Here is a 23694-nt window from a genome sequence, read left to right as displayed (position 1 = left end):
ATCAAGGTCGACGCCGGCACCTCCCCGCTGGCCGGGTTCCCCGGCGAGGTGGTGACCGAGGGGCTCGACGGGCTGCGCCGCCGGTTCGCCGAGTACGCCGACCTCGGTGCCCGGTTCGCGAAGTGGCGGGCGGTCATCGGGATCGGTGAGGGCCGGCCGGCGCGGACCTGCATCGAGACCAACGCCCACGCGCTGGCCCGCTACGCGGCGCTCGCCCAGGAGGCCGGGCTCGCGCCGATCGTCGAGCCCGAGGTGCTCATGGACGGCCCGCACGGGATCGACCGCTGTGCGGAGGTGACCGTGGCGGTGCTGTGGGCGGTCTACGACCAGCTCGCCGAGCACCGGGTGCTGCTCGAGGGCACGCTGCTCAAGCCCAACATGGTGCTGCCGGGCACCGAGTGCCCCGACGAGGTGGATGACGAGACGGTCGCCGCGCGGACCGTCACGGTGATGCGGGAGTCGGTGCCGGTCGCCGTACCCGGCATCGTGTTCCTCTCCGGCGGCCAGAGCGACCGGGAGGCGACCGCCCGGCTGGACGCGATCAACCGGCACGGCTCGCAGCCGTGGCAGCTGAGCTTCTCCTTCGGCCGGGCCCTGCAGGCGCCCGTGCTCGAGGCGTGGCGCGGCGACCCCGCCCACCGGGAGGCGGCGCAGGCCGCCCTGCTCGACCGCGCGGCGCTCAACGGGGCCGCGCGCTACGGCAGCTACCGCCCGGAGATGGAGCGGCCGGCCTGACGGCCGGCCGGCTCGGGGTCAGTCGCGCGAGAGCAGGAACCGGCGTCCGGTGACGACGGCGGGCGCGAGCGCGACGTGGTCGTACTTCAGCGACGGCACCCACGGGTGCTTCTGGAGGTCGGAGAGCCGGTCCTCCTCGGACTCGTCGAGGTGACGCAGGTGCCCCCGCGCGAGCACCGACCAGGCGCTGTCCTCGCCGACCCAGTCGATCTCGAAGGCGACCTCGGACTCCATCTCGGCCGCGAGCAGCTTGTTGCCGGCCGCGGTGCGGAACAGGATGACCCGGTCCTCGACGGCGTAGTTGATCGGCACCAGGTGGATCTCGTCCACCAGGCGGTAGGCCAGGCGTCCGACCTCGGCGCCCGCGAGCAGGTCCCAGCACTCCTCGACGGTGAGCTCCACCATCGGCTGGTCCTCGCTCAGCTGCTGCTCTGTCATCTGCCGCCTCCGTCCGTTGCGTCGCCTTGCTGGGTCAAGCACACCCGCCCGGCCGTCCGAAAGTCAGGGCCCAAGGTCCCTGGCCGCCGGCCGACGGTCACGATCGGGCGCGATCAGTCCAGCCGGACCCGCTCGCCGAGCCGCGGCACCACCGTGCACCAGCCGAGGTCGTCGCGGATCCGGGTGGCCAGGGCGTGCGACGCGGACGGCTCGCCGTGGACGACGTACGCGACCTGCGGCGCCTCGGGTGCGCGCGCCAGCCAGGCGACGACCTCGTCGGCGTCGGCGTGCACGGAGAAGTGCGGTACGTCGACGATCTCGGCGCGCACCGGCACGTACCGCCCGTACATCTTGAGCTGGCGGACGCCGTCGAGCAGCTGGCGTCCACGGGTCCCGACGGCCTGGTAGCCGGTGAACACCACGCTGTTGCGCGGGTCCGGCAGCTGGTGCGCCAGGTGGTGCACGACCCGCCCGCCGGTCGCCATGCCCGACGCCGACACCACGATGCAGGGGTGGTCGGGCCGGTTGAGCCGCATCGAGCCGGCCGCGTCCGGCACCGCCTGCACCTGCATCGCGTGCAGCGCGGCGCGGACCCGGTCGAGGTCGGGGCGCAGCTGGGCCGACCCGGAGTCCAGCGCCTCGCGGTAGACGGCCAGTGCCCGCAGCGCCATCGGGCTGTCGAGGTAGACCGGGACCCGCGGCACCGTTCCCTCCGACATCAGCCGGTGCAGCTCGAGGAGCACCAGCTCGGTGCGGTCCACCGCGAACGCCGGCACCAGCACCGTGCCGCCCCGGCTGATCGTGCGGCGCAGCACCGAGGCCAGCAGGTCGGGGTCCCGGTCGGGGTGCCGGCGGTCGCCGTACGTCGACTCCACGACGATCGTGTCGGCCGCGGGCGGGTCGTCGGGTGCGCGCAGGATCGGGTGCTCGCCGCGTCCGAGGTCGCCACTGAACAGGGTCCGGCTCCCCGCGCTCTCCACGAGCACCGTCGAAGAGCCCAGGATGTGACCGGCGGGCCGCAGCCTCACGCGCGCGTCGGGCGCGAGGTCGACGGTCGTGCCGAACTCCGTCGGCACCAGCAGCGGCAGCGTGCGCTCGACGTCCTCGAGGTCGTAGAGAGGGAGGGCGGGGTGGTGCTTGGTGTAGCCGCCGACGTTGGCCTGCCGGGCGTCCTCCTCCTGCAGGTGCGCGCTGTCGCGCAGCACGATCGCCACCAGCTCAGCGGTGTCGGGCGAGCAGATGATCGGGCCGTCGAAGCCCTCCTTGACCAGCCGTGGCAAGAACCCGCAGTGGTCGAGGTGCGCGTGCGACACCACGACCGCCCCGATGCCGCCCGCCGGCACAGGGAACGGATCCCAGTTGCGCCGCCGCAGCTCGGCCAGGCCCTGGTAGAGGCCCGCGTCGACCAGGGTCCGCGACGCGCCGGTGTCGATCAGGAACTTGCTGCCGGTCACCGACTCGGCCGCGCCCAGGAACGTCAGGACGGAACTGCTCATCGCGGGCCTCCTCATCCCTCACCCCAGTGTTCTCCCGACGGTCACCACGCGGCAGGGTCCTTCGGCCCAGCGGTGGTCTCGCTCACCGACTGTGCTCCGGCCTGCGGGTGGTCTCGGGTCGGGGTTGCTTTGACGGGGGACGTGGTCGCCGTCCGCTGGGGTTGCGCGCGAGGTGGTCACCGCGTTCGGTGGTCTCTCTCGCCGTCGCGAGGAACGAGCGGCTGCGTATCGGGACCGCCGCCGACTGTGCTTCGGCCTGCGGGTCGCCGGTGGTTGCGGTGGTTGAAGGACGGGGGACGTGGTCACCGTCCGCTGTGGTCGAGCGCGAGGTGGTCACCGCGGTCACGGACCTGACGGTCGCCGGTGGTGGACGTGCTTGTGGTCACCGTCGTCGACCCGGGATTCCGGCTAACGACATCACCCACCCAGCGACTCCGGAAGATTTTGCTTTCGAAGTCGTCTGAGCCCTGTGGAACAAGCCGATTCCGGGGCTGCGATGTCGGTGCCGAGTGCTGGGATGGATCCATGGCAGCCCTCCCGCTCACGCACCCGGACCCGGGCCCGGACCTGGATGGTCCCGGCGGGGTCCTGGCTGCCCTGGAGACCACCCAGGCGGTGCTCATCGACGCCGAGATCGCGAGGTTCCGGCTCGCGGTGGAGTGGGCGATCATGCATCCGATCGAGTCGGTCGCCGACATCGCCACCGTCGAGGGGACCGAGGGGGAGCTGGCGATCGCCGGCCCCGGGGCGCCGCTGGTGGCGGAGTTCTGTGTCGCCGACTTCGCCCTCGCCGTGGGCATGTCCACCGACGCGGGACGTGACTACCCCGGGGACGCGGTCGAGGTCCGTTACCGCCTCCCGCGGCTGTGGGAGCGGGTGCTGGCCGGCGAGGTGGCGGTGTGGCGGGCCCGCAAGATCGCCCGCCAGACGATGTCGCTCCCCCTCGAGGGCGCCGAGCACGTGGACCGGCACCTCGCCCCGATCGCGCACCGGCTCACCTGGGCGCAGCTCGAGCGCACCGTGGAGGCCGCCCGCGCCACGTTCGACCCCATCGAGGCCGAACACCGCCGGCTGCTGGCCGCCGAGGGCCGGTTCTTCGACGTCGACACCCACAACCCCTCCCTGGAGGGCACCACCACCGTGCGCGGTGAGCTCGACCTCGCCGACGCCCTCGACCTCGACCACGCCCTCACGGTCGGGGCGCAGCAGCTGGCCGACCTCGGCTGCGCTGAGACGCTGGACGTGCGCCGGGCGATGGCCGCCGGGGCGCTGGCCCGCGGCGACCTGCCCCTCGACCTCGGCGAGACCCAGCAGCCGCGACGCCCACGCCGTCAGCTGACGATCTACGCCCACCTCTCCGAGGAAGCCCTGGCCGGTGTGGGGAACACCCGCTCCCACGTGCTCGTCGGCCAGGTCGAGGGCTGGTGCGCCACCGCCACCGGCCCCGTCAGCCTCCGCCCCGTTGTCGACCTGGGCGAGCACCTCGAGGTGCCCGGCTACACGCCCTCACCCCGCCTGCGCGAACAGGTGACTCTGACCCATCCGACGTGTGTGTTCCCGGGCTGCACGAGACCATCGCGGTCCTGCGACCTCGACCACGTCATCCCCTGGGACCAGGGCGGCCCCACCTGCTCGTGCAATCTCGTGCCCGCCTGCAGATTCCACCATCGCCTGAAAACGCACGGCGGATGGCGCCTCGAACGGACCGGACACCGGCTGTTCACCTGGACCAGCCCCCACGGCCGCACCTACACACGACATACCTGAGCACCCGACCCCGCCGGCACCGTCGGCGGGGCCACACCCATGCCTGGGGCCGGTGATCCCACCCCGAGGCGGTGGTTTCGAGACAGGCGCCAGCGCGCCTTCCTCAACCACCGTGCGCCAGGCCTGCCCAGAACGACCCGCCACCCGACCCCCTCGCCTTCGACGGTGACCACAGCACGACCACCCCAGACCACCGCACGCCGAGCGCCGACGACGACCACGCCTGCGCAACCACAGCGAACGGCGACCACGTCACCTCGCCGACCGCCACCGCCACCACCGACGTCAGCGGCTCGGTCGGAGTCGCGAGCGGCCGTCAGTGCGCCCGGTCGACCACCAGGACGGGGCACTCGGCGTGGTGCAGGACGCCGCGGGTGATCGGGCCGAGGTGCGCGGCGAGCGGGTGCTTGGCGCGCCGGCGGCTCAAGACGAGGACCGAGGAGCGCTGGGTGGCCTTCACGAGCCCTTCGACCGGGCGCGCCCACCGGACGTCGAGGGTGACGTCGACGTCGGTGGCGAGCTCGGCGAGGGCGGTGCGGAGCTCCTGCCGGACGTCCTCGAGCCACTGCTGGCGCGGATAGCTGGTGAACGCCACCGCCTGGTAGGGCTCCGCGAGCCACGCCGCGTGCAGGACGACCAGCGGCCGGCCGGTCGCCCGGGCGAGGTCCAGGGCCGGAGGGATCTCCTCCGCGGCGTCGGCGGCGGCCTCGAGCCCGACGGTGACCGGCAGGTCGTCGGCGACCCGGACCGTCCAGGACGGTGGGACGACCAGGACCGGGACCTCGGCGTGGGCGGCCACGGCGCTGGAGATCGAGCGGGTGACCAGCCGCTCCACGGGCCCGGCGTCGCGGACCTCGAGCAGGATCGACCGGGCCCGGTTGCCGTGCTCGACGATCGTGCGCGGCACCGGCCCGAACACGATCTGCGTGCGGACGGGCACCCGGTCCTCGACCACCACCCGCAACCGCTCCTCGGCATCGGCGAGCGCGGCGCGCCCGACCGTCGTCAGGGCCCGTTCGACCTGGCGATCGGCGTCGAGCCGCTCCGGCACCACCGGCACCAGCGAGTGGACGACGTGCAGCAGCTCGATCCCGAGGCCCAGGCGCACGGCCTCGGCGGCAGCCGCCTCGAGGGCGCCGTCCCCGATGCCGTCGGGACCCACCGCCACCAGGACACCGATCTCGATCTCGTCCACGACCGACCTCCTCCGTGCTCTGCCCCCACCATGCTCCGAGGGATCGCGGCCCGGGGAGAGACGTAGGTCCTCGGGCCGGTGGGTCGTGGTACCCGAGCATCGGACCAGGTTCGTCTGGTTTCCTCCGTCGGGTTTACTCGGACTACCTGCCCCGAGGCGAGACCGGAGGAGACATGGACCAGGCAGCCCACGGACAGCTGACGGATCTCTCGACCGACGAGTGCTGGGAGCTGATCACCACCACCCCGGTCGGCCGGATCGCGTGGACGTCCCCCCACGGCCCGGTGGTCGTGCCGGTCAACTTCGCCGTCAACGGCCGCGCCATCAAGATCCGCACCACGGCGTACTCGTCGATGGTGCAGGAGGCCGACGGCGAGCGGGTGGCCTTCGAGGTCGACCGGGTCGACGAGCCGACGCGCAGCGGGTGGAGCGTGCTCGTCCGCGGCCGCGCCGAGGTGCGGTACGGCGAGCCCGACGACGGGACCCTCCCCGAGCCCTGGCCGCGCGGCCCGCGGCCCGCGACGGTCGTCGTCGACGCCGACGAGATCACCGGCCGGTGGCTGAACTCTCCCGGTCAGTGACCGGCTCCCCGACGGGTTCCCCGGCCGGGCCCTCGGCCGCATCCTCGGCCGGGCCGTCCCGGCGATCCACGATCCGCTGCCATACCCCGAGGACCAGCCCCGGCGCCACGCTCAGCGCGAGCACCAGCAGCGCGTCGTCCAGCGGCACGGTGTCGGTCTTCAGCAGGTCGCGCAGCGGCGACCAGAGCACGGCGGCCACCTGCAGCGCCGCCGCGATCAGCACGGCGGCCTCGAGGCCACGCGAGCGCCACTGGAGCCCGTGCCGCGGAGCACGCAGCGACAGCGCCACCCCGAGCTGGGCGAGCCCCAGCGTGAGGAACACCCACGTCTGCCGGTGCGAGTCGGGGGCCAGCAGCCCGGCGACCAGCGCGACGAGCCCGATGAGCGAGCCCGCGACGAGGATCTGCCGGAGCAGGCCCTGACCCAGCACTGACTTCTCCGGCGAGGGCGAGGGGCGCTTCATGTCGGCGGGGTCCGGCGGCTCCCCACCGAACGCCACACCCGGGAGCCCGTGGGTGATCATGTTGATCCACAGGATCTGCCCGGGGCCCAGCGGGATCGGGATGCCGACGAACGGGCCGGCGACGAGCACCGCCACCTCGGCGAAGCCGCCGGACAGCCCGTAGCGCAGGAACCGCCGGATGTTGCCGTAGATGCGCCGGCCCTCGCCGACAGCCACGACGACCGTGCGGAGATCGTCGTCGGCCAGCACCAGGTCGGCCGCCTGCCGCGCCACCTCCGTGCCGCGATCGCCCATCGCGATCCCGATGTCGGCGCGCCGCAACGCGGGGGCGTCGTTGACGCCGTCACCGGTCATCGCGACGACGTCACCGCGCCGCTGCCAGGCGTCGACGATGTGCACCTTGTGCTCGGGACGCACCCGCGCGTAGACCCCGATCCGGTCGACCCGGTCCGCGTGCTCGCCGCGTCCCACCTCCGGCCCTTCGGCGAGCTCGGGGCCCTCGCGGGTCAGCGTCAGCTCGTCCGCGATCGCGCGCGCGGTCGCCGGGTGGTCGCCGGTGATCATCACCGTGCGGATGCCGGCGTCCCGGCAGGCGCGGACGACCTCCTCGGCGGTCTCACGCGCCGGGTCCGCGAGCGCTGCCAGCCCACGCAGCACCAGGCCTCCGTCGGGATCGTCGGGGCGCGTGACGGCCGTCCGGTCCGCGACCGCGAGCACCCGGAACCCCCGCTCGGCCAGCCGCGTGGCCGCCGACTGCGCCGCGGCCGCGACGTCGCGGTCGCCCAGCAGGCCGATCACGGCCTCGGGCGCCCCCTTGCAGACCACCAGCCAGCCGTCTCCCGAACGGTGCACGGTGGTCATCCGCTTGGTCTCGCTGTCGAACGGCGTCTCGTCGACGCGCTCCCACACCGCGGACGCGTCCAGTGCGCCCCTGTCGTGCTTCGCGGCGGCGACCAGCAACGCGGCCTCCATCGGGTCGCCGACGATGTCCCAGACCCCGTCGTGCGGACCGTTGATCCGGGCGTCGTTGCAGAGCACCAGGTCGCGGGCGAGCGCGTCGAGCTCCTCGGGTACGACGCCGTCGTCGCGCGCCACCAGCTCCCCGGCCACGTCGTACCCGTGCCCGGTCACCCGCCACGTCCCGTGCAGGGACCAGAGCTCCTGCACCACCATCCGGCCCTCGGTGAGCGTGCCCGTCTTGTCCGAGGCGAGCACGGTGACCGACCCCAGCGTCTCGACCGCCGGCAGCCGGCGTACCAGGGCGGACCGGCGCGCCATCCGGTAGGCGCCCAGCGCGAGGGCGATCGTCACGACCGCCGGGAGCGACTCCGGGATCGCGGCGACCGCGAGGCTCACCGAGAGGATGATCATGTCGTCGAGCGGCTCGCCACGCAGCAGGCCGAGGACCAGCACGAGCAGCGCCACCCCGACGGTCAGGACCACCAGCTGGCGCGAGAGCCGGGCGAGCCGCAGCTGCAGCGGGGTCGGCCGCACGCCGGCGGAGGCGATCTGGGCCGCGATGCTGCCGAGCCCGCTCGTCGCGCCGGTGCGGGTGACGACGGCGAAGCCGCGACCCCGGGTCAGCACCGTCCCTGCGAGCAGCTCCTCGCCCGCACCCCGGGTCACCGGCACCGACTCCCCCGTCATCGCCGACTCGTCGACCTGGAGACCCGCGGCCTCGACGATCTCCCCGTCCGCGGGGACGACGTCGCCGGCCTCGAGCCGCACCAGGTCGCCGGTCACGACGTCGGGCGCGGGGATCCGTGTCAGCTGGCCGTCACGCCGCACGGTCGCCCACGGCGCGGCCATCCGGTCCAGCGCCGCGAGCGCGTTCGCGGCCCGCACCTCCTGCACGACGCCGATCGTGGTGTTGAGCACGACGACGGCCGCGATGATCGAGGCGTCGGCGACGTCGCCCAGGGCGATGATGACGACGAAGGCACCCAGCAGCAGCAGGATCATCGGGTCGCGCAGCTGATCGAACACCCGGCCCACGAGCCGCCGTGGCCGGGCTCGCGGCGGCAGGTTCGGACCCTGCTCGCGCAGCCGCTCGGCCGCCTCCGCGGCGGTCAGCCCGTGGGCGTCCGCCCGCGGGTTCACTTCCGGATCGCCCCGGCCTGCTCGAGCACCAGGCCCGGCACCGGGCCGACGGCGTCCGGGGGCACCACCCGCACGGGGCAGTGCGCCGAGCGCAGCACGGCACGCGCGGTCCCGCCCAGGTGGGTGGCGGCGGGTACGCCGTGGGCCCGGCGTACCAGGACGACGACGTCGGCCTCGGTCGAGCCCTCGACGAGCGCGAAGCTGGGGTGGTCGTGGACGACGCGGATCTCGACCTCGACACCGGGGAAGGAGAGCCGCCAGTCCTTGAGCAGCGCCTCCATCTCCTCGATGGACTGCCGCCGCCAGTCATCGGCGGCCACGCGGGACTCGATGATGTCGTCGTACCCGCTCGGCAGCTTCCAGGCGTGCACGACCACGAGCTTGGCGTTGCGCTCGGCCGCGAGCGCCATCGCGTCGCCGAGCAGCGCCGCGGAGTGAGAGGGCGACTTCACGCCGACCAGGACGACGCCGCGGGCGGGGCCCGGCGTCCAGTCCGCCGGCACCAGCACCATCGGCACCGAGGCCCGGGCCGCGACCCCCGCCGCGGTGTCACCGCGCAGCAGCCGCTCGAGCAGCGGCCGGTTGTCGCGGCCGACCACGATCACCTGGGCGTGCTCGGCGGCGTTCGCGAGCTGCACCGGCCGCGTGCCGTGGTGCAGCCACCCCTCGACCACCACGTCGGGGGCCATCTCGCGGACCTGGGCCTCCGCGTGCGTGAGCACCGCGGTGCCGGTCTCGGTCAGCTCCGAGGGCGTGAGCGGCATCATCGGCGAGATCGGGACGTAGTCGGGCACGACGTGGACGAGCTTGACCGTCGCTCCGGTCCGCCTGGCCTCCTCGACGCCGTAGCGCAAGGCGCCGGCGTTCGCGTCGGTCCCATCGACTCCGATGACCACGGGGCGCGGCTGAGTGGTCATGTCCTGACCTCCCTGTGTTCGGCTCTGGCGAACCTGACGGTCGTTCCGTCCCTCTCATCGTTGCCGCGGGGCGAGCGGGACAGCAGGGCCGAGCGCCCGCCCGACCCGGGCCCTTCGGCCCTGCGAGCCGGACGAGCGCCGGACCCGCGCCGAGAGCGAGGTCCTACTCGGTCTCGGCCGGGGCGGGATCGACCACGAGCACCGGGCACGCCGACTCGCGCAGGACCGCGCGGACGACCGAACCCAGGTGCGGCCCCCACGGGATCGAGGAGCGGTGCCGGCCCAGCACGACCACGCCCGCGGTCCTCGACTGCGCGACCAGCGCGTCGGCCGGGCGGTCGCGGGTCGCGATCACCTCGACGGGGACGTCGGGGTGCTCGGCGAGCAGCGGCGCGAGGGCCGCGTCGAGGTCTCGACGTACCCGTTCCTCGTGCGCCGCGCCGGCGGCTCCGGCGGACACGACGTCGTCGTAGGCGTCGGTGTGGTGCCAGGCGTGCACCAGGCGAAGGCTCCCGCCGCGGCGCGCCGCCTCCTCCAGCGCGGTGCGCACGACCTCCGGGGACACCTCGACGTCACCGAGCCCGGCGACGACGGTGCGGTCGCGCACGGCGTCCGGATGCCAGCCCGCCGGGACCGCGACCACGGGCACGTGCGCGTGGGCGGCCACCCCGTTGGTGACCGACAGGGTCGGGATCCGGCCCGGCCGACCCATCCGCTGCCGCTGAAGCACCACGACCCCCGCGTGCCGGCTGGCGCCGGTGAGCGCGGTGACGACCGGTCCGCTGTGCAGTTCCGTGCTGACCGGCAGGTCGCCGAGCTCGTGCTCGAGCCGGCCGGCCACGGCGCCGATGGTCCTGCCGCCCTGGGCGGCGAGCGAGTCACCCTCGATCACCATCGCGGTCGGGTCGCCGCCGACGGTCAGACCGGGTACGACGTGCAGCAGGTGCACCCCGACCGACCGGCGTCGCGCCTCGGCGACGGCGTACGAGAGCGCACCCTCGACGTCCTCGTCACCGACGCCCAGCAGGATCTTCCGGGGCAAGGTCTCGAGCATCGCGACTCCTCCTGCTGCCAATCTCCGCGCGCGCGGGCCCGGACAACAGGGACCTATGACCCAGGGCCGGTGGTCCCTCGGCCCGTGCCAGCCGACGGGGGCGGAGTCACATTGAGCAAAGACGCACACCACCGTCGGCAGGAGCCACGCGATGAGCACTCAATCCAGCCCGACGCCCGAGCCGGATCGGGTCGCCGCGTCCCTGCGGGCCCTGCTCGTCTACGAGTCGATGTTCGGGTGCACCCGGAGCGTGGCCGCGGCCGTCGCCGACGGCCTGCGCGCGGCCGGCATCGAGACCGAGCTCGTGGACGTCCGCGAGGCGCCCACGCCGCGCGACGCCACGTTCGACCTGCTGGTCCTCGGCGCACCGACCCACGCGTTCTCGCTGAGCCGGCCCTCGACCCGCCAGGACGCCGTCCGGCAGGGCGCGCGGCCCGAGCTGGCCAGCACCGGGATCCGGGAGTGGATCGCCCAGATGGGTCCGCGCGACGAGGCCCGCGGCCGGCCGGCCGCGGCGTTCGACACGCGGGTGACCAAGGTGCGCAGCCTGCCGAAGGCGGCCTCGACCCGGGCGTGCCACCTCCTGGCCCGGCGCGGCTACCACCTGGTGTCCCGGCCGACGCCGTTCCTGGTGCACGACGTCAAGGGACCGCTCGTGGAGGGCGAGCTCGACCGCGCGGCCAGGTGGGCCCAGGAGGTGGCCGAGGCCGCGCACCGCTGGCAGGCCGGCAACGCGGACACCGCAGCAAGCTGAGGAGGCGAGTCGGATGCGGGAGCTGCTCGTGCTCGGCGGAGGAACCGCCGGGACGATGATCGTCAACAAGTTGCGCCGTCGGTTGGACCCGACGCTGTGGCGCATCACCGTCGTCGACCGCGACGACGCCCACCACTACCAGCCGGGCTACCTGATGGTGCCGTTCGGCACCGTGAGCCCGACCGGCATCACCCGGTCCCGGCACGCCCAGATCGCCGACGGCGTGCGGTTCATCACCGGGGAGATCGACGTCGTCGACCCCGAGCGCAACGAGGTCCGGCTCCAGGACGGGACCGTGCTGGAGTACGAGCAGCTGGTGATCGCGACCGGCACCACGCCGCGCCCGGAGGAGACGCCGGGCGTCACCGGCGCGCTGTGGCGCCGCTCGGTCCACGAGTTCTACACGCTCGAGGGCGCGACGCTGCTGCGCGACGCGCTGGCGCACTTCGACCGCGGCCGTCTGGTCGTGCACATCACCGAGATGCCGATCAAGTGCCCGGTGGCGCCGCTCGAGTTCACGTTCCTGGCGGAGTCGTGGCTGCGTGAGCGAGGCGTGCGCGACGCCGTCGAGGTCGTCTTCGTCACTCCTCTCTCGGGGGCGTTCACCCGGCCGATCGCGGCCGAGCGACTGGGACACCTCCTCGAGGAGCGCCACATCGTGGTGGAGAACGACTTCGTGGTCGAGCGCGTCGACGACGAGGCGGCGACGCTGGAGTCCTACGACGGCCGCAGCGTGCCCTTCGACCTGCTGGTCACGATCCCCCTCAACATGGGCGCGGACTTCGTCGGCCGTTCGGGCCTGGGCGACGACCTCAACTACGTTCCGGTCGATCCCAAGACGTTCCTGGCCCGCGGGCACGACGACATCTTCGCGCTCGGCGACGCCTCCGACATCCCGACGTCGAAGGCGGGCTCCGTCGCGCACTTCGCCGTCGACGTGTTCGTCGACAACTTCCTCGACCACATCGCCGGCCGGCCGATGACCCACGAGTTCGACGGGCACGCGAACTGCTTCGTGGAGAGCGGCGACGGCAAGGCGCTGCTGATCGACTTCAACTACGAGGTCGAGCCGCTGCCCGGGCGGTTCCCGGTCCCGTACGTCGGGCCGATGGCACTCCTCGAGGAGTCCCGGCTCAACCACCTCGGCAAGCAGGCGTTCCCGTGGATCTACTGGAACGTGCTGCTGCCGGGACGGCCGCTCCCGCTCCCCGCCGCGATGAGCATGGCCGGCAAGCACGCACCCGCCTGACGCGGGGCGACACCGAAGGAGGACCGATGAGCACGACGACGATCGGCGGCCACACCCTGTCCGTCGACCAGGAGGGGTTCCTGACCGACCCCACCGAGTGGAACGAGGAGGTCGCGGTCGCGCTCGCCGAGCAGATCGGGGTCACCCTCGAGAGCGAGCACTGGACCGTCCTCGGCTTCCTTCGCGCCGAGCACGCCAAGACCGGCGAGACACCGACACTGCGCCGGGTGAGCACCGGCCTGGACGTGCCGGTCAAGCGGCTGTTCGAGCTCTTCCCCGTCAAGCCCGCCAAGAAGATGGCATACGTCGCGGGCCTGCCCAAGCCGCGCGGCTGCGTGTGAGGAGAACGCCGTGACCACTGACATGAGCCCCGAGACCCGCCCGCTCGTCCCGTCCTTCGACACCGAGGACTCGGGGCGCAAGCTGGCCATCATCTGCTCCAAGGGCAGCCTCGACATGGCCTACCCCGGCCTGATCCTCGCCAACGCGGCGCTCGGCGAAGGCGTCGAGGTCCACCTGTTCTTCACGTTCTGGGGCTTCGACATCATCAACCGCAAGCACATGGCCGACCTGAAGTTCACCCCGCTCGGCAACCCGGCCACGCACATGCCCCAGGGTCTCGGCGGCCTGCCCGGCATGACCGCGATCGCCACCCACCAGATGCGCAAGGCGATCGCGGACCTCGACGTGCCCGACGTACCGGAGTTCCTCGAGCAGATCGTGGGCTCCGGCGGGCACCTGTGGGCGTGCCGGATGTCCGCGGACATGCAGCACCTGACCGAGGCCGACCTCTACGAGGAGGTGGAGGGCATCATCAGCGCCTCCGACTTCATCGAGAAGACCGAGGGCGCCCAGCTGCTGTTCATCTGACCACCGCGTCGACCCGCCCGAAAGTTTCGGGCGGGTCGACGTGCGTCAGGCCGGGACCCACCACTCGATCGTCGTGCCCTCCCCGGGGCGGGAGGTGATCGTGCACTTCCCGCCGCGCCGCTCGGCGCGCTGGCGCATGTTCGACAACCCGCTCTGGGGCACGTCGTCGGGCATCCCCTGCCCGTTGTCGGTCACGGTCAGGCGGATGCCGTCGGTGGCCGTCAGCTCCACCGAGACCGCACGGGCGTGCGCGTGGCGGGCGGCGTTGGACAGCGCCTCGGTCAAGACGGCGAGCACGTCGGGCGCCACGTCGGTGCCGACGCGGGTGCGGACCGGGCCCTCGAACCGCAGCGCGGGCCGGAACTTGAGGGTCCCGGCCGCCCGGTCCACCATCCGGGTGACCTCGGCCTGGATGTCCGAGGCGTTCTCGGCGGACCCGAGCGCGAAGATCGTGCGCCGGATGTCGCGGATCGTCGCGTCCAGGTCGTCGACCGCACTGTCGAGCTTCTCGGTCAGCTCGGGACGGTTCTCGCTGCGGGCGGTGCTCTGGAGGCTCAGGCCCAGCGCGAACAGCCGCTGGATCACGAGGTCGTGCAGGTCGCGGCCGATCCGGTCGCGGTCCTCGAAGAGCAGGAGGCGCTGCCGGTCCTCGCGCGCCCGCGTCACCTCGAGCGCGAGGGCCGCCTGCTCGGCGAAGCTGGCCGGCAGCGACGGGTCGACCGCGTGGAAGTCCGCGAGCCGCTCGGGTGTCCACCCCAGAGCCAGCACGCCCTCGACACCGGCGGCGCCGCGGAGCGGGACGATGATCGCCGGCCCGATCCGGGGCCAGCCCAGGGCCCGGGGCACGTTGACCGCGCGCGGGTCGGCGGAGATGTCCTCGACCGCCGCGGGTGTTCCGGTGCGCACCACGCTGCTGGTCAGCGACGACGACAGGTCGACGCCGTCCATCCGCTCGGCGTCGGCGGGCTCCCCCGACACCACCCGCAGCCGCAGGCCCTCGATGTCGGGCCCGGCCACGATCCAGGCCACGTCCGCGGCCGCGAGCTCCCGGGCGTGGTCGGCGATGACCTGCAGGGCGTCCTCGTGGCCGCCCGGCCCGGCGAGCCGGGCGATGATCTCGGCGGTCGCCTCGAGCCAGCGCTCGCGCCGCGCCGCCTCCTCGTGGAGGCGGGCGTTCTCGATCGCGACACCGGCCGCGGCGGCAAGCGCCACGACGATCGCCTCGTCCTGCTCGGTGAAGTCCCCGTCGCCGACCTTCTCGGTCAGGTAGAGGTTGCCGAAGACCTTCTCGCGGATGCGCACGGGCACGCCGAGGAAGGAGCGCATCGGCGGGTGGTGGGGCGGGAAGCCGTAGGACTCGGGGTGCTCGGCGATGTCGTGCAGGCGCAGCGGCGTCGGCTGGTCGATGATCAGACCCAGGAGGCCGTGGCCGGTGGGCAGGTCGCCGATCGCCCGGTGCTGCTCGGGGGTCACGCCGTGCGTGACGAACGTCTGCAGCCGACGGTCGGATCCGACGCCGAGCACCCCGAGCGCGGCGTACCGGGCGCCGGCGAGGTCGGACGCGATCTCGACGATGCGCCGCAACAGGTGGTCGAGCGTGAGGTCGGCCGCCATCGTGACGACGGCGTCGAGCAGCAGCCGCCAGCGCGCCCGGTCGTCGAGGACGCCGTGCACGCGCAGCAGCACCTCGCGCAGGAGGTCGTCGAAGTCGGTCTCGGCGAGCCCGGATCCGAGATGTGCGGGGTCGGCGTCGGGCCCCGCGTGCCGCGGCGTCTGCATGCCAGCCTCCCTCTCAGATCCAGCTCACCGAGGACGCTACCAACTCCGGGCACCGGTAGGACCAAGGTCCTGCAAGACGGGGTCGCTACGTCCTGGGAGGCGTGGATCACAAGGGGGAGCGTGGGGGGAACCACGAGGCGGCCCCGCCACGGATCCGAGCGACGAAGGGACCCAGATGACGACACGACCGGACTCCGAAGGCCGGCTGGCGACGCTGCTGTCCTACGACTGCTGGAACCTGCTCGAGACCGCCCACATCGCCCGCGTGGCGTGGGTCGGCGCCGAGGGCGCGGCCGTGGTCCCCGTGAACTACACGGTGGTCGCGGGAGCCGTGTGGTTCCGCACCACGGGCGACTCGACGTTCGCGCGCGAGGCCAGCGGCCAACGGGTCGTGGTCGAGGTGGACCAGATCGATCCCGCGACCCGGGCCGGTTGGAGCGTGGTCGTGGTCGGCACGGCCGAGCTGGTGGAGTCTCGCGACGTCCCGGACATGCTGATCGGCCTCGAGGTGTGGCCCAACGGGACGCGCTCGCTGTTCGTCCGCGTGGACGTCCACGAGGTCAGCGGCCGACGGCTCTACGGCGTCGACGGCAGCTGACGCGCGCCGTCCCGCCGGTCGACCCGGCCGGTCACGGAGCCTGGCCGGGTCGACGCGGGGGTGGTGCCTCGGCTCAGACGCCGAGGTGCTTGGTGGCGAAGATCGCCGCCTGGGTGCGGCTCTCGAGCCCGAGCTTGGCGAGCATCGAGGACACGTAGTTCTTCACGGTCTTCTCGGCCAGGCACAGGTGGGCGGCGATCTGCCGGTTGGTCATCCCCTGGCCGATCAGCTCGAGGATGCGCTGCTCCTGCGCGGTCAGCTGCTCGATCGAGGGGTCCATCCGGGGCCCGGCTCGCAGCCGGTCGAGGACGTGCGCGGTGACCGCCGGGTCGAGCATCGACTGACCGGCCGCCACGCGCCGGACGGTGTCGACGAAGTCGGTGCCCTTGACCTGCTTGAGGATGTAGCCGGCAGCACCGGCCATGATCGCGGCGAACAGCGCCTCGTCGTCGTCGTACGACGTGAGGATGAGCGCGGCGATGCCGGGGTCGACCGAGCGCACCTCGCGGCACACGTCGATGCCCGAGCCGTCGGGCAGCCGGCCGTCGAGGATCGCGACGTCGGGACGGAGCGCGGGGATCCGCCGGGCGGCCTCCGAAGCCAGGCCGGACTCGCCGATGACGACGATGTCGCCCTCGCTCTCCAGCAGCTCCCGGATGCCCCGGCGCACCAGCTCGTGGTCGTCGAGCAGGTAGACCGTGATCTGCCCGCTCGCGCGCTCTGCCTCCTCCATACCCCTCAACCTAGGTGGAGACGCGCTCGCTGTTGCCTGTCGATGGCCCCCGGTCCGGAGGACCTTCGTCCCTGGGGTGCGACGCGCCGACCGAAGAGGCTGGGAGCAGACCGGCGAAGGGCGTCGGCAGACGACCAACGCGGAGGGAGAGCACGATGCTGGTGCAGGACCTGATGACACCGGAGCCGATGACGGTGCGTCCCTCGACCACGGTCAAGGAGGCGCTCTCGCGCCTGGCCGAGTTCGGCATCACCTGCATGCCCGTCGTGGACGGCTCCGGCCGCCTGCAGGGTGTCGTCAGCGAGGCCGACCTGATCCGTGACGTCGTCGCTCCCGACCCCCGGGCCCAGGAGCGGCCGGTCTCGACCGAGCCGGTGTTCCCGCCACGGACGGTGGAGGAGGTCTACACCCGCCACCCCGTGTCCGTGCGGGCCAAGGACGACCTCGCCCGTGCCGTCGACGTGATGACCTCGACGGCCGTCAAGAGCCTGCCGGTCGTCGACGAGGACGGCCACCTGGTGGGCGTGGTCAGCCGCAGCGACGTCGTCCAGGTGCTCGCCCGCGCCGACGACGTGATCGCCGCGGACGTCGACGAGCTGCTCAGCTCCCTGGGACACCCGGACTGGCTGGTCGAGGTGACCGACGGCATCGTGAGCGTCTCCGGACCCACCGGCGCCCCCGAGCGTTCGCTGGCCCACGTGGTGGCCCAGACCGTGCCGGGCGTGATCGAGGTCCGCGTCAGCTGACCGCGCCCGGCACAGTGGCGGGGGTCACCAGTCTCGGGACCTAGGTCTCTGGTCCCGGGACCCCCTCTCCGCTCATCGTGGAGCACTCCAACCGCTTCCACACCATGTCAAGACCGTGCTGAGAACAAGGAGACCGATGTGACGCCAGGGGCCACGGACCTCGCGCGCCCCGCCACCGCTCCCGGGCTGCGGATCGCCGAGCTCGCGCTGCGCGCGCCCAGCATCCACAACACCCAGCCCTGGCAGTGGCGCGTGCACGGCGACCGGGTCGACCTGTTCGCCGACCGCAGCCGGATGCTGGCGGTCGCCGACCCCGAGGGGCGCAGCATGGTGATCAGCTGCGGTGCCGCCCTCCACCATGCGACCGTCGCCGCCGCCGCGCTCGGGTGGCCGGCCGAGGTGACGCGGATGCCCGACCCGCGCAACCCCGACCACCTGGCCACCCTGCACATGCGCGCCGGCCACCAGCCGCCCCGGGCGGTCGCGGACCTCGAGGCGCTGCAGCAGCGGCGTACCGACCGCCGACGCTTCACGTCGTGGCCGATCCCGCCGGAGCGGCTCGCCCGGTTGGCCGCCTCGGTCGCGACCGACGAGGTCCGGGTGGTCCCGGTGACCGCCGCGCCCGACCGGGTCCGCGTCGAGCTGCTGGTCAGCCGCGCCGCGACCATCGAGCGGGCCGACCGGCGGTTCGCGGCCGAGCAGCGGACCTGGCTCGACCACAGTGCCGTCGACGGCATCCCGAGCGAGCTGCTGCCCGAGCCCCGCCAGGGCGCGTCGGGTCGGGTGTCGCGGTTTGTCGACGAGCCGGCCACCGAGGACACCCGAGGGTCGATCGAGAACTCCGACGGCCTGCTGGTGATCGGCACCGACACCGAGGGCCCCGCGGCCTGGCTGCGGGCGGGCGAGGCCCTGAGCCAGCTCTGGCTGCACGCGATGAACGACGGCCTGTCCGTGGTCCCGCTGAGCCAGGTCATCGAGGTCGACGAGACCCGCGAGGCGCTCCACCACGAGGTGCTCGGCGGCCTGCTGCAGCCGCAGCTGCTGGTCCGGATCGGGTGGCAGGAGATCGCCCGGAGCCCGCTGCCGCGGACGCCGCGCCGGCCTCTCGCCGACGTCCTGCTGCCGAACGGCCGTCGCCGCTGAGCGGGCTGAGCCCAGGCAGGCCGTAGGTCCCCGGCCATCCGAGCCGTCCGGCCGTGGCCGGACCCGGGGTCTCGCGGGATGGTGAGGACATGACCAGCATCGTCCCCGGCGGTGCCGTCGTCGTCGGCGTCGACGGCTCCGAGTCCGCCACTCACGCCCTCGCCTGGGCGGCCGAGCAGGCCGCCGCCGAGCAGCGCCCCCTCGTCCTCGTCCATGCCGGCCCCGGAGCCGCTCCCGGCGGACCGGGCTGGATGGAGGCCAGCGGTCTCGACCACCATCGGCTGACCCTGCTGCTCAAGGACGACGCACGGGCGCTGCTCGATCACGAGGATGCGCCGGTGCGTGCGCGGCACCCCGACCTGGACATCCACCACGTGGTCCGGCTCGGCGATCCGCGCCAGGTGCTCCTCGAGGCCACCACCGACGCGCACCTGCTCGTGGTCGGCACCCGCGGCCTGGGTCCGGTCCGGCACCTGCTGCTCGGCTCGGTCAGCAGCGCGCTGGTCAAGCACGCGACCTGCCCGGTCGTCGTGGTCCGTCCCGAGCCCGAGACGGCCGCCGAGCCCGGCCACGGCGGGGTGCTGGCCGGCGTCGCGGGAGACGCCGGCGACGCCGCGGTGCTCGAGCTCGCCTTCGGCATCGCCGAGTCGCGCCGGCTGCCGCTGCGCGTCTTCCACTGCTTCTGGGACGCGGTCAAGATCGCGGAGGGCGCCCTCGACGTCGCGCCCGGCGAGACCGGACTCGACGACGAGTGGCTCGTGCTCGACCAGGCGACCCGGGAGCCCATCGCCGCCCACCCCGAGGTCGAGGTGCACCTGCAGCTCACCCGGGGCATGGTCGACGAGCGGCTGATCCGCGCGTCGCGCCAGGCCGCGCTCGTGGTGATCGGCCACCGCCGCAAGCCCTTCTTCAACGAGCTCGTCTACGGCTCGATCGCGCCGGTCGTGGTCGAGCGCGCCGGCTGCGCCGTCGCCGTCGTCCCGCTCGGGAGCTGACGCCGGCGGGCCGGGACGGGCCGGGACGGGCCAGGATCAGGCCGGTTGCGGGTCGAGGTGCCGCAGCCGGCGTACGCCGCTCGGGCGCCGCGGGGTGGTGAGCAGCACCGGGCACGCGGCCTCGGTGAGCACCGACCGGGCGATCGGTCCGAGGTGGGAGTCCCGCGGCAGCACCGGGTCGTGCCGTCCGAGCACCAGCAGGCAGGCGTGGCGCGAGGCGTCGATCAGCACCTCACCGGGGCGGGCCTTGCGGACGTGGATCTCCACCGGCACGTCGGCGAACTCCGCACGCAGGTCCGGCAGCACCCGGTCCACGGCGGCGCGCAGCCGCTCGGGCCAGTCGTGGTCCGCGGTGAAGCCGTCCGGGTCGTGCACGTAGGCCGCCGGATCCCACCGGCTGCTCACCACCGTGAGGAGCGCGTCCCGGTCGCGCGCCGCCCGGAACGCCTCCCGGAGGACGGGGACGCTCTGCTCCGGGTGGTCGATGCCGACCACCACGTGGGCCGGCGCGCCCTCGTCGGACCAGGTGTCGGGCACGGCGACCACCGGGACATGCAGCCGCGCCGCGACCCCACCGGTGACCGACCGCACGTAGGGGTGCGTCATCCGCGACTCCGGATGCCGGCCCACCACGACCAGGGGAGCGTCATGGGAGGCGGCGTACACCGCCGGCACCGCCGCGGCCCGCGACAGCGACGACGTCACCGGCACCAGGCCCCCGACGACCGCCGTCGCGTGGCGCACGGCCGCTCCGAGGGCGTCGCTCGCGGCGTCCTCCCACGCGGCCAGCTCCGCCGCCTGCTCGGCAGGCGGGCGCCCGCCCGGCGTCGTGACGTCGATGCCGTGCACCAGGTGCAGGCCGCGATGCTGCCGCAGGGCCTCCGCCGCGGCGAAGGCGATCAGCGCGGTGGCGTCTCGGCGGCCGACCGCCACGACGATCGAGGCAGGGGTGGTGTGCATCGGACTCCGATCTGTCCCGTCCACGGTCGGGCACATCGGACCGGTGGCCGTAGGGACCAAGGGCCCGGTGGCAGGGGCCACGGGTCACGACCGCTACGCCCCAGGACCTTCGCCCCTCGCTTTACTTCCGCGGGCAGGTCCACCCTCGGTCCATGACAACGTTCGTCTACGACTTCGCAGAGGGAAACAAGGAACTCAAGGACCTGCTGGGTGGCAAGGGCGCCAACCTGGCCGAGATGACCAACCTCGGTCTGCCCGTTCCCCCCGGGTTCACGATCTCGACGGAGGCCTGCCGCGCCTTCCTCGTCGAGGGCAAGGAGCCGGACAGCCTGGCGGCCGAGGTCGCCGAGCACCTGCGAGCGCTCGAGGACCGGATGGGCCGCCGCCTCGGTGATCCCGCCGACCCGCTGCTGGTCTCGGTCCGCTCCGGCGCGAAGTTCTCGATGCCGGGCATGATGGAGACGGTCCTCGACGTGGGGCTCAACGACGAGTCCGTGGTCGGCCTGGCCAACCAGAGCGGGGACGAGCGGTTCGCCGCGGACTCCTACCGCCGGTTGCTCCAGATGTTCGGCGGCACGGTCCTCGGCATCGAGCACGACGCGTTCTCCGACCGGCTCGACGCGCTCAAGAAGCGCCGCGGCGTCATCGCCGACACCGAGCTCGGCGTGGACGACCTGCGCGAGCTGGTCGACGAGTACAAGGTCGTGATCCGCGAGCACACCGGTGAGGACTTCCCCCAGGAGCCCGCCGAGCAGCTGCGCCTGTGCATCCTCGCGGTGTTCAAGTCCTGGAACACCCCGCGGGCCGCCCTCTACCGCCGCCAGGAGCGGATCGCCGACGACCTCGGCACCGCGGTCAACATCCAGGCGATGGTGTTCGGCAACCGCGGCGCCAGCTCGGGCTCCGGCGTCGCGTTCACCCGCGACCCGGCCAGCGGCGCTCCCGGCGTGTACGGCGACTACCTGACCAACGCGCAGGGCGAGGACGTCGTGGCGGGCATCCGCAACACGGTCCCGCTCGCCGACCTGGAGCAGATCGACCCCACGTCGTACCGCGAGCTCATGGAGATCATGGCCAAGCTCGAGAAGCACTACCGCGACATGTGCGACATCGAGTTCACCATCGAGGACGGCAAGCTCTGGATGCTGCAGACCCGCGTGGGCAAGCGGACGCCGGAGGCCGCCGTGCGGATCGCCGTGCACATGGCCGAGGAGCTCCTCATCGACCGCGACGAGGCGATGCTGCGCGTGACCGGCCACCAGCTGGCCGCGCTGATGTTCCCGCGCTTCGCCCCGGACCCCGAGCGGCGCGCGGTGGCGAGCGGCATGAACGCCTCGCCGGGCGCGGCCGTCGGCCGCGTCGTCCTCGACTCCGCGACGGCCGTCGAGTGGGCCGGCCGCGGCGAGAAGGTGATCCTGGTCCGCAAGGAGACCAACCCCGACGACCTGCACGGCATGGTCGTCTCCCAGGGCATCTTGACCAGCCGCGGCGGCAAGACCTCCCACGCCGCCGTCGTCGCGCGCGGCATGGGCCGCACCTGCGTGTGCGGCGCCGAGGCGCTCGACGTCGATCCGGAGAACCGCCGCTTCATCGTCCGCAACGGCCCGGTCGTCAACGAGGGCGACGTGATCTCGATCGACGGCAGCACCGGCGAGGTGTTCCTCGGCGAGGTGCCGGTCAGCGACTCGGCCGTGGTGCGCAAGCTCGAGGGCGAGGACGTCGACGACCCGGTGGCGCACGCGGTGGCACGGCTGCTCATGCACGCCGACGAGGTACGCCGCCTCGACGTCCGGGCGAACGCCGACACCCCCGAGGACGCCCAGCGGGCGCGCCGATTCGGGGCCTCCGGCATCGGCCTGTGCCGCACCGAGCACATGTTCCTCGGCGACCGGCGCGAGCTGGTCGAGCACCTGATCGTCGCCGAGGACGAGGCCGGCCAGGCCGCCGCGCTCGACAAGCTGCTGCCGCTCCAGCGCCAGGACTTCACCGAGATCTTCGAGGCGATGGACGGTCTGCCGGTCACGATCCGCCTGATCGACCCGCCGCTGCACGAGTTCCTGCCGGACCTCACCGAGCTCGCCGTGCACGTCGCGCTCGCGGACGAGCGGCACATCGAGGACGAGCACGACCGCAAGCTCCTCCAGGCCGTGAAGCGGCTGCACGAGCAGAACCCGATGCTCGGCCTGCGCGGCGTACGGCTCGGCATCGTGATCCCCGGCCTGTTCCTGATGCAGGCCCGGGCGATCGCGGAGGCCGCGGCGGCACGGGTGCTGGCCGGTGGGGACCCGCGACCGGAGATCATGGTGCCGCTGGTGTCGACCGAGCGCGAGCTCGCCCTCGTGCGCGCCCAGCTCGAGGAGATCGTCGCGGCGGTGCTGGAGGAGCAGGGCGTCGACCTGCACATCCCGATCGGCACGATGATCGAGATCCCGCGTGCGGCCGTGACCGCGGACAAGATCGCCCACTGGGCGGACTTCTTCTCCTTCGGCACCAACGACCTGACCCAGATGACGTGGGGCTTCTCGCGCGACGACGTGGAGTCGGAGTTCTTCGCGGCCTACCTCGAGAAGGGCGTCTTCACCGCCTCGCCGTTCGAGTCGATCGACACCGAGGGCGTCGGCGCGATGGTGCGTACGGCGGCCCAGCTCGGCCGCGGGGCCAAGCCCGAGCTGCACCTCGGCGTCTGCGGCGAGCACGGTGGCGACCCGGAGTCGATCCACTTCTTCCACGAGGTCGGCCTCGACTACGTGTCCTGCTCGCCGTTCCGCGTGCCGGTCGCCCGCTGGGAGGCCGCCCGCGCGGTCCTCGCCGAGCGGGCGTCGGGACCGGGGTCCGACGTCCGGTGACCTAGGACCCTGACCCGCCACGCGGGTTCCGGGATGGAATGAGGCCGTGCTCGCCTCCCGGACCCGCGTGGCGACGCCGTACCGCGCCTGGGTGCTGGCCTGCGCACTCGCCGAGACGGTCGGCATGACCGCCGCGGCGGGCGCGGCCCGGCTCGCGGACCCGGTCGGCGTCGCCGCCGGTCTCGCCATCGTCGTCGCCGGCGGCCTGGTCGAGGGCAGCGCACTGGGCTGGGCCCAGTCGCACGTCCTGGTGCGCGTGGCCCCGGCGCTGGTCC

General features: G+C 73.3%; 22 protein-coding genes. 13 read left to right on the top strand and 9 right to left on the bottom strand.

Annotated features, from left to right (window positions below; genetic code table 11):
- On the top strand, positions 1 to 735 hold a 735-nt coding region (locus tag VGD85_RS13310; RefSeq protein ID WP_331063922.1), incomplete at its 5' end, for a class I fructose-bisphosphate aldolase.
- An 18-nt stretch (positions 736 to 753) separates the two neighbouring features.
- Here the strand turns inward: VGD85_RS13310 and VGD85_RS13305 are convergent.
- The gene (locus VGD85_RS13305; RefSeq protein WP_331063921.1) at positions 754 to 1173 is read right to left on the bottom strand and encodes a pyridoxamine 5'-phosphate oxidase family protein; all 420 of its coding nucleotides are present in this window, start codon (positions 1171 to 1173) and stop codon (positions 754 to 756) included.
- Between the two features lie 113 nt (positions 1174 to 1286).
- On the bottom strand, positions 1287 to 2669 hold the full coding sequence (locus VGD85_RS13300) for an MBL fold metallo-hydrolase (protein ID WP_331063920.1): 1383 nt from the start codon (positions 2667 to 2669) through the stop codon (positions 1287 to 1289).
- 525 nt (positions 2670 to 3194) lie between these two features.
- Here VGD85_RS13300 and VGD85_RS13295 point away from each other — a divergent pair.
- Positions 3195 to 4436, top strand: coding sequence for a DUF222 domain-containing protein (locus VGD85_RS13295; protein ID WP_331063919.1), 1242 nt, complete (start codon positions 3195 to 3197; stop codon positions 4434 to 4436).
- A 316-nt stretch (positions 4437 to 4752) separates the two neighbouring features.
- Here the strand turns inward: VGD85_RS13295 and VGD85_RS13290 are convergent, their stop codons facing one another.
- A complete protein-coding gene (locus VGD85_RS13290) occupies positions 4753 to 5631 on the bottom strand; it encodes a universal stress protein (RefSeq protein WP_331063918.1) in 879 nt (292 codons plus the stop codon).
- Positions 5632 to 5804: 173 nt separating this feature from the next.
- Here VGD85_RS13290 and VGD85_RS13285 point away from each other — a divergent pair, with 173 nt between their 5' ends.
- Positions 5805 to 6212, top strand: coding sequence for a pyridoxamine 5'-phosphate oxidase family protein (locus VGD85_RS13285; RefSeq protein WP_331063917.1), 408 nt, complete (start codon positions 5805 to 5807; stop codon positions 6210 to 6212).
- On the opposite strand, the gene VGD85_RS13280 is transcribed toward VGD85_RS13285, so the two are convergent.
- From VGD85_RS13280 to VGD85_RS13270, 3 genes are all read right to left on the bottom strand, one after another.
- A complete protein-coding gene (locus VGD85_RS13280; RefSeq protein ID WP_331063916.1) occupies positions 6178 to 8775 on the bottom strand; it encodes a cation-transporting P-type ATPase in 2598 nt (865 codons plus the stop codon). The genes VGD85_RS13285 and VGD85_RS13280 overlap by 35 nt on opposite strands.
- On the bottom strand, positions 8772 to 9692 hold the full coding sequence (locus VGD85_RS13275) for a universal stress protein (RefSeq protein ID WP_331063915.1): 921 nt from the start codon (positions 9690 to 9692) through the stop codon (positions 8772 to 8774). Before VGD85_RS13275 ends, VGD85_RS13280 begins: the two co-directional genes overlap by 4 nt.
- A 163-nt stretch (positions 9693 to 9855) precedes the next feature.
- Positions 9856 to 10746, bottom strand: coding sequence for a universal stress protein (locus VGD85_RS13270; RefSeq protein WP_331063914.1), 891 nt, complete (start codon positions 10744 to 10746; stop codon positions 9856 to 9858).
- Between the two features lie 151 nt (positions 10747 to 10897).
- Here VGD85_RS13270 and VGD85_RS13265 point away from each other — a divergent pair, with 151 nt between their 5' ends.
- The 4 genes from VGD85_RS13265 to VGD85_RS13250 are packed head-to-tail and all read left to right on the top strand — an operon-like array spanning position 10898 to position 13619.
- Entirely contained in the window at positions 10898 to 11500 is a 603-nt protein-coding gene (locus VGD85_RS13265) for a hypothetical protein (protein ID WP_331063913.1), read from the top strand.
- A gap of 13 nt (positions 11501 to 11513) precedes the next feature.
- Positions 11514 to 12749 (top strand): type III sulfide quinone reductase, selenoprotein subtype, encoded by a 1236-nt coding sequence (sqr, locus tag VGD85_RS13260; protein ID WP_331063912.1) that lies wholly within the window; start codon positions 11514 to 11516, stop codon positions 12747 to 12749.
- Between the two features lie 26 nt (positions 12750 to 12775).
- Positions 12776 to 13090, top strand: a complete 315-nt coding sequence (locus VGD85_RS13255; RefSeq protein WP_331063911.1) for a TusE/DsrC/DsvC family sulfur relay protein — start codon at positions 12776 to 12778, stop codon at positions 13088 to 13090.
- Between the two features lie 10 nt (positions 13091 to 13100).
- On the top strand, positions 13101 to 13619 hold the full coding sequence (locus VGD85_RS13250; RefSeq protein ID WP_331063910.1) for a DsrE/DsrF/DrsH-like family protein: 519 nt from the start codon (positions 13101 to 13103) through the stop codon (positions 13617 to 13619).
- A gap of 45 nt (positions 13620 to 13664) precedes the next feature.
- Here the strand turns inward: VGD85_RS13250 and VGD85_RS13245 are convergent, their stop codons facing one another.
- Complete coding sequence (locus tag VGD85_RS13245) at positions 13665 to 15398, bottom strand: GAF domain-containing protein (protein WP_331063909.1); 1734 nt, start codon at positions 15396 to 15398, stop codon at positions 13665 to 13667.
- A gap of 175 nt (positions 15399 to 15573) precedes the next feature.
- Between VGD85_RS13245 and VGD85_RS13240 the strand changes: the two genes are divergently transcribed.
- Complete coding sequence (locus tag VGD85_RS13240) at positions 15574 to 15996, top strand: pyridoxamine 5'-phosphate oxidase family protein (protein WP_331063908.1); 423 nt, start codon at positions 15574 to 15576, stop codon at positions 15994 to 15996.
- A 73-nt stretch (positions 15997 to 16069) separates the two neighbouring features.
- Here VGD85_RS13240 and VGD85_RS13235 read toward each other — a convergent pair whose 3' ends face one another.
- Positions 16070 to 16729, bottom strand: coding sequence for a response regulator transcription factor (locus tag VGD85_RS13235; RefSeq protein WP_331063907.1), 660 nt, complete (start codon positions 16727 to 16729; stop codon positions 16070 to 16072).
- 155 nt (positions 16730 to 16884) lie between these two features.
- Between VGD85_RS13235 and VGD85_RS13230 the strand changes: the two genes are divergently transcribed.
- From VGD85_RS13230 to VGD85_RS13220, 3 genes are all read left to right on the top strand, one after another.
- Positions 16885 to 17475, top strand: a complete 591-nt coding sequence (locus tag VGD85_RS13230) for an HPP family protein (protein ID WP_331063906.1) — start codon at positions 16885 to 16887, stop codon at positions 17473 to 17475.
- Between the two features lie 138 nt (positions 17476 to 17613).
- Positions 17614 to 18618, top strand: coding sequence for an Acg family FMN-binding oxidoreductase (locus tag VGD85_RS13225; protein ID WP_331063905.1), 1005 nt, complete (start codon positions 17614 to 17616; stop codon positions 18616 to 18618).
- A gap of 89 nt (positions 18619 to 18707) precedes the next feature.
- Entirely contained in the window at positions 18708 to 19613 is a 906-nt protein-coding gene (locus VGD85_RS13220; protein WP_331063904.1) for a universal stress protein, read from the top strand.
- A gap of 36 nt (positions 19614 to 19649) precedes the next feature.
- Here VGD85_RS13220 and VGD85_RS13215 read toward each other — a convergent pair whose 3' ends face one another.
- Positions 19650 to 20573 (bottom strand): universal stress protein, encoded by a 924-nt coding sequence (locus VGD85_RS13215; protein WP_331063903.1) that lies wholly within the window; start codon positions 20571 to 20573, stop codon positions 19650 to 19652.
- Positions 20574 to 20725: 152 nt separating this feature from the next.
- Between VGD85_RS13215 and ppdK the strand changes: the two genes are divergently transcribed.
- Positions 20726 to 23419, top strand: coding sequence for a pyruvate, phosphate dikinase (ppdK, locus tag VGD85_RS13210; RefSeq protein ID WP_331063902.1), 2694 nt, complete (start codon positions 20726 to 20728; stop codon positions 23417 to 23419).
- A 46-nt stretch (positions 23420 to 23465) separates the two neighbouring features.
- The coding region (locus tag VGD85_RS13205; RefSeq protein WP_331063901.1) for a hypothetical protein at positions 23466 to 23694 on the top strand (229 nt) is incomplete at its 3' end.

The organism is Nocardioides sp., from assembly GCF_036401255.1.
GTDB lineage: Bacteria > Actinomycetota > Actinomycetes > Propionibacteriales > Nocardioidaceae > Nocardioides.
The sequence above is the reverse complement of the archived record's forward strand: the minus strand, read 5'-3'. Positions and strand labels throughout refer to the sequence as shown.

Bases quoted from the DNA above. Each gene is read 5' to 3' on its own strand.
- VGD85_RS13245 (WP_331063909.1), bottom strand. From the start codon at position 15,398: ATGCAGACGCCGCGGCACGCGGGGCCCGACGCCGACCCCGCACATCTC.
- VGD85_RS13220 (WP_331063904.1), top strand. From the start codon at position 18,708: ATGACCAGCATCGTCCCCGGCGGTGCCGTCGTCGTCGGCGTCGACGGC.
- VGD85_RS13255 (WP_331063911.1), top strand. From the start codon at position 12,776: ATGAGCACGACGACGATCGGCGGCCACACCCTGTCCGTCGACCAGGAG.
- VGD85_RS13295 (WP_331063919.1), top strand. From the start codon at position 3,195: ATGGCAGCCCTCCCGCTCACGCACCCGGACCCGGGCCCGGACCTGGAT.
- VGD85_RS13215 (WP_331063903.1), bottom strand. From the start codon at position 20,573: ATGCACACCACCCCTGCCTCGATCGTCGTGGCGGTCGGCCGCCGAGAC.
- sqr (WP_331063912.1), top strand. From the start codon at position 11,514: ATGCGGGAGCTGCTCGTGCTCGGCGGAGGAACCGCCGGGACGATGATC.
- VGD85_RS13300 (WP_331063920.1), bottom strand. From the start codon at position 2,669: ATGAGCAGTTCCGTCCTGACGTTCCTGGGCGCGGCCGAGTCGGTGACC.
- VGD85_RS13265 (WP_331063913.1), top strand. From the start codon at position 10,898: ATGAGCACTCAATCCAGCCCGACGCCCGAGCCGGATCGGGTCGCCGCG.
- VGD85_RS13270 (WP_331063914.1), bottom strand. From the start codon at position 10,746: ATGCTCGAGACCTTGCCCCGGAAGATCCTGCTGGGCGTCGGTGACGAG.
- VGD85_RS13275 (WP_331063915.1), bottom strand. From the start codon at position 9,692: ATGACCACTCAGCCGCGCCCCGTGGTCATCGGAGTCGATGGGACCGAC.
- VGD85_RS13230 (WP_331063906.1), top strand. From the start codon at position 16,885: ATGCTGGTGCAGGACCTGATGACACCGGAGCCGATGACGGTGCGTCCC.
- VGD85_RS13305 (WP_331063921.1), bottom strand. From the start codon at position 1,173: ATGACAGAGCAGCAGCTGAGCGAGGACCAGCCGATGGTGGAGCTCACC.
- VGD85_RS13235 (WP_331063907.1), bottom strand. From the start codon at position 16,729: ATGGAGGAGGCAGAGCGCGCGAGCGGGCAGATCACGGTCTACCTGCTC.
- VGD85_RS13240 (WP_331063908.1), top strand. From the start codon at position 15,574: ATGACGACACGACCGGACTCCGAAGGCCGGCTGGCGACGCTGCTGTCC.
- VGD85_RS13285 (WP_331063917.1), top strand. From the start codon at position 5,805: ATGGACCAGGCAGCCCACGGACAGCTGACGGATCTCTCGACCGACGAG.
- ppdK (WP_331063902.1), top strand. From the start codon at position 20,726: ATGACAACGTTCGTCTACGACTTCGCAGAGGGAAACAAGGAACTCAAG.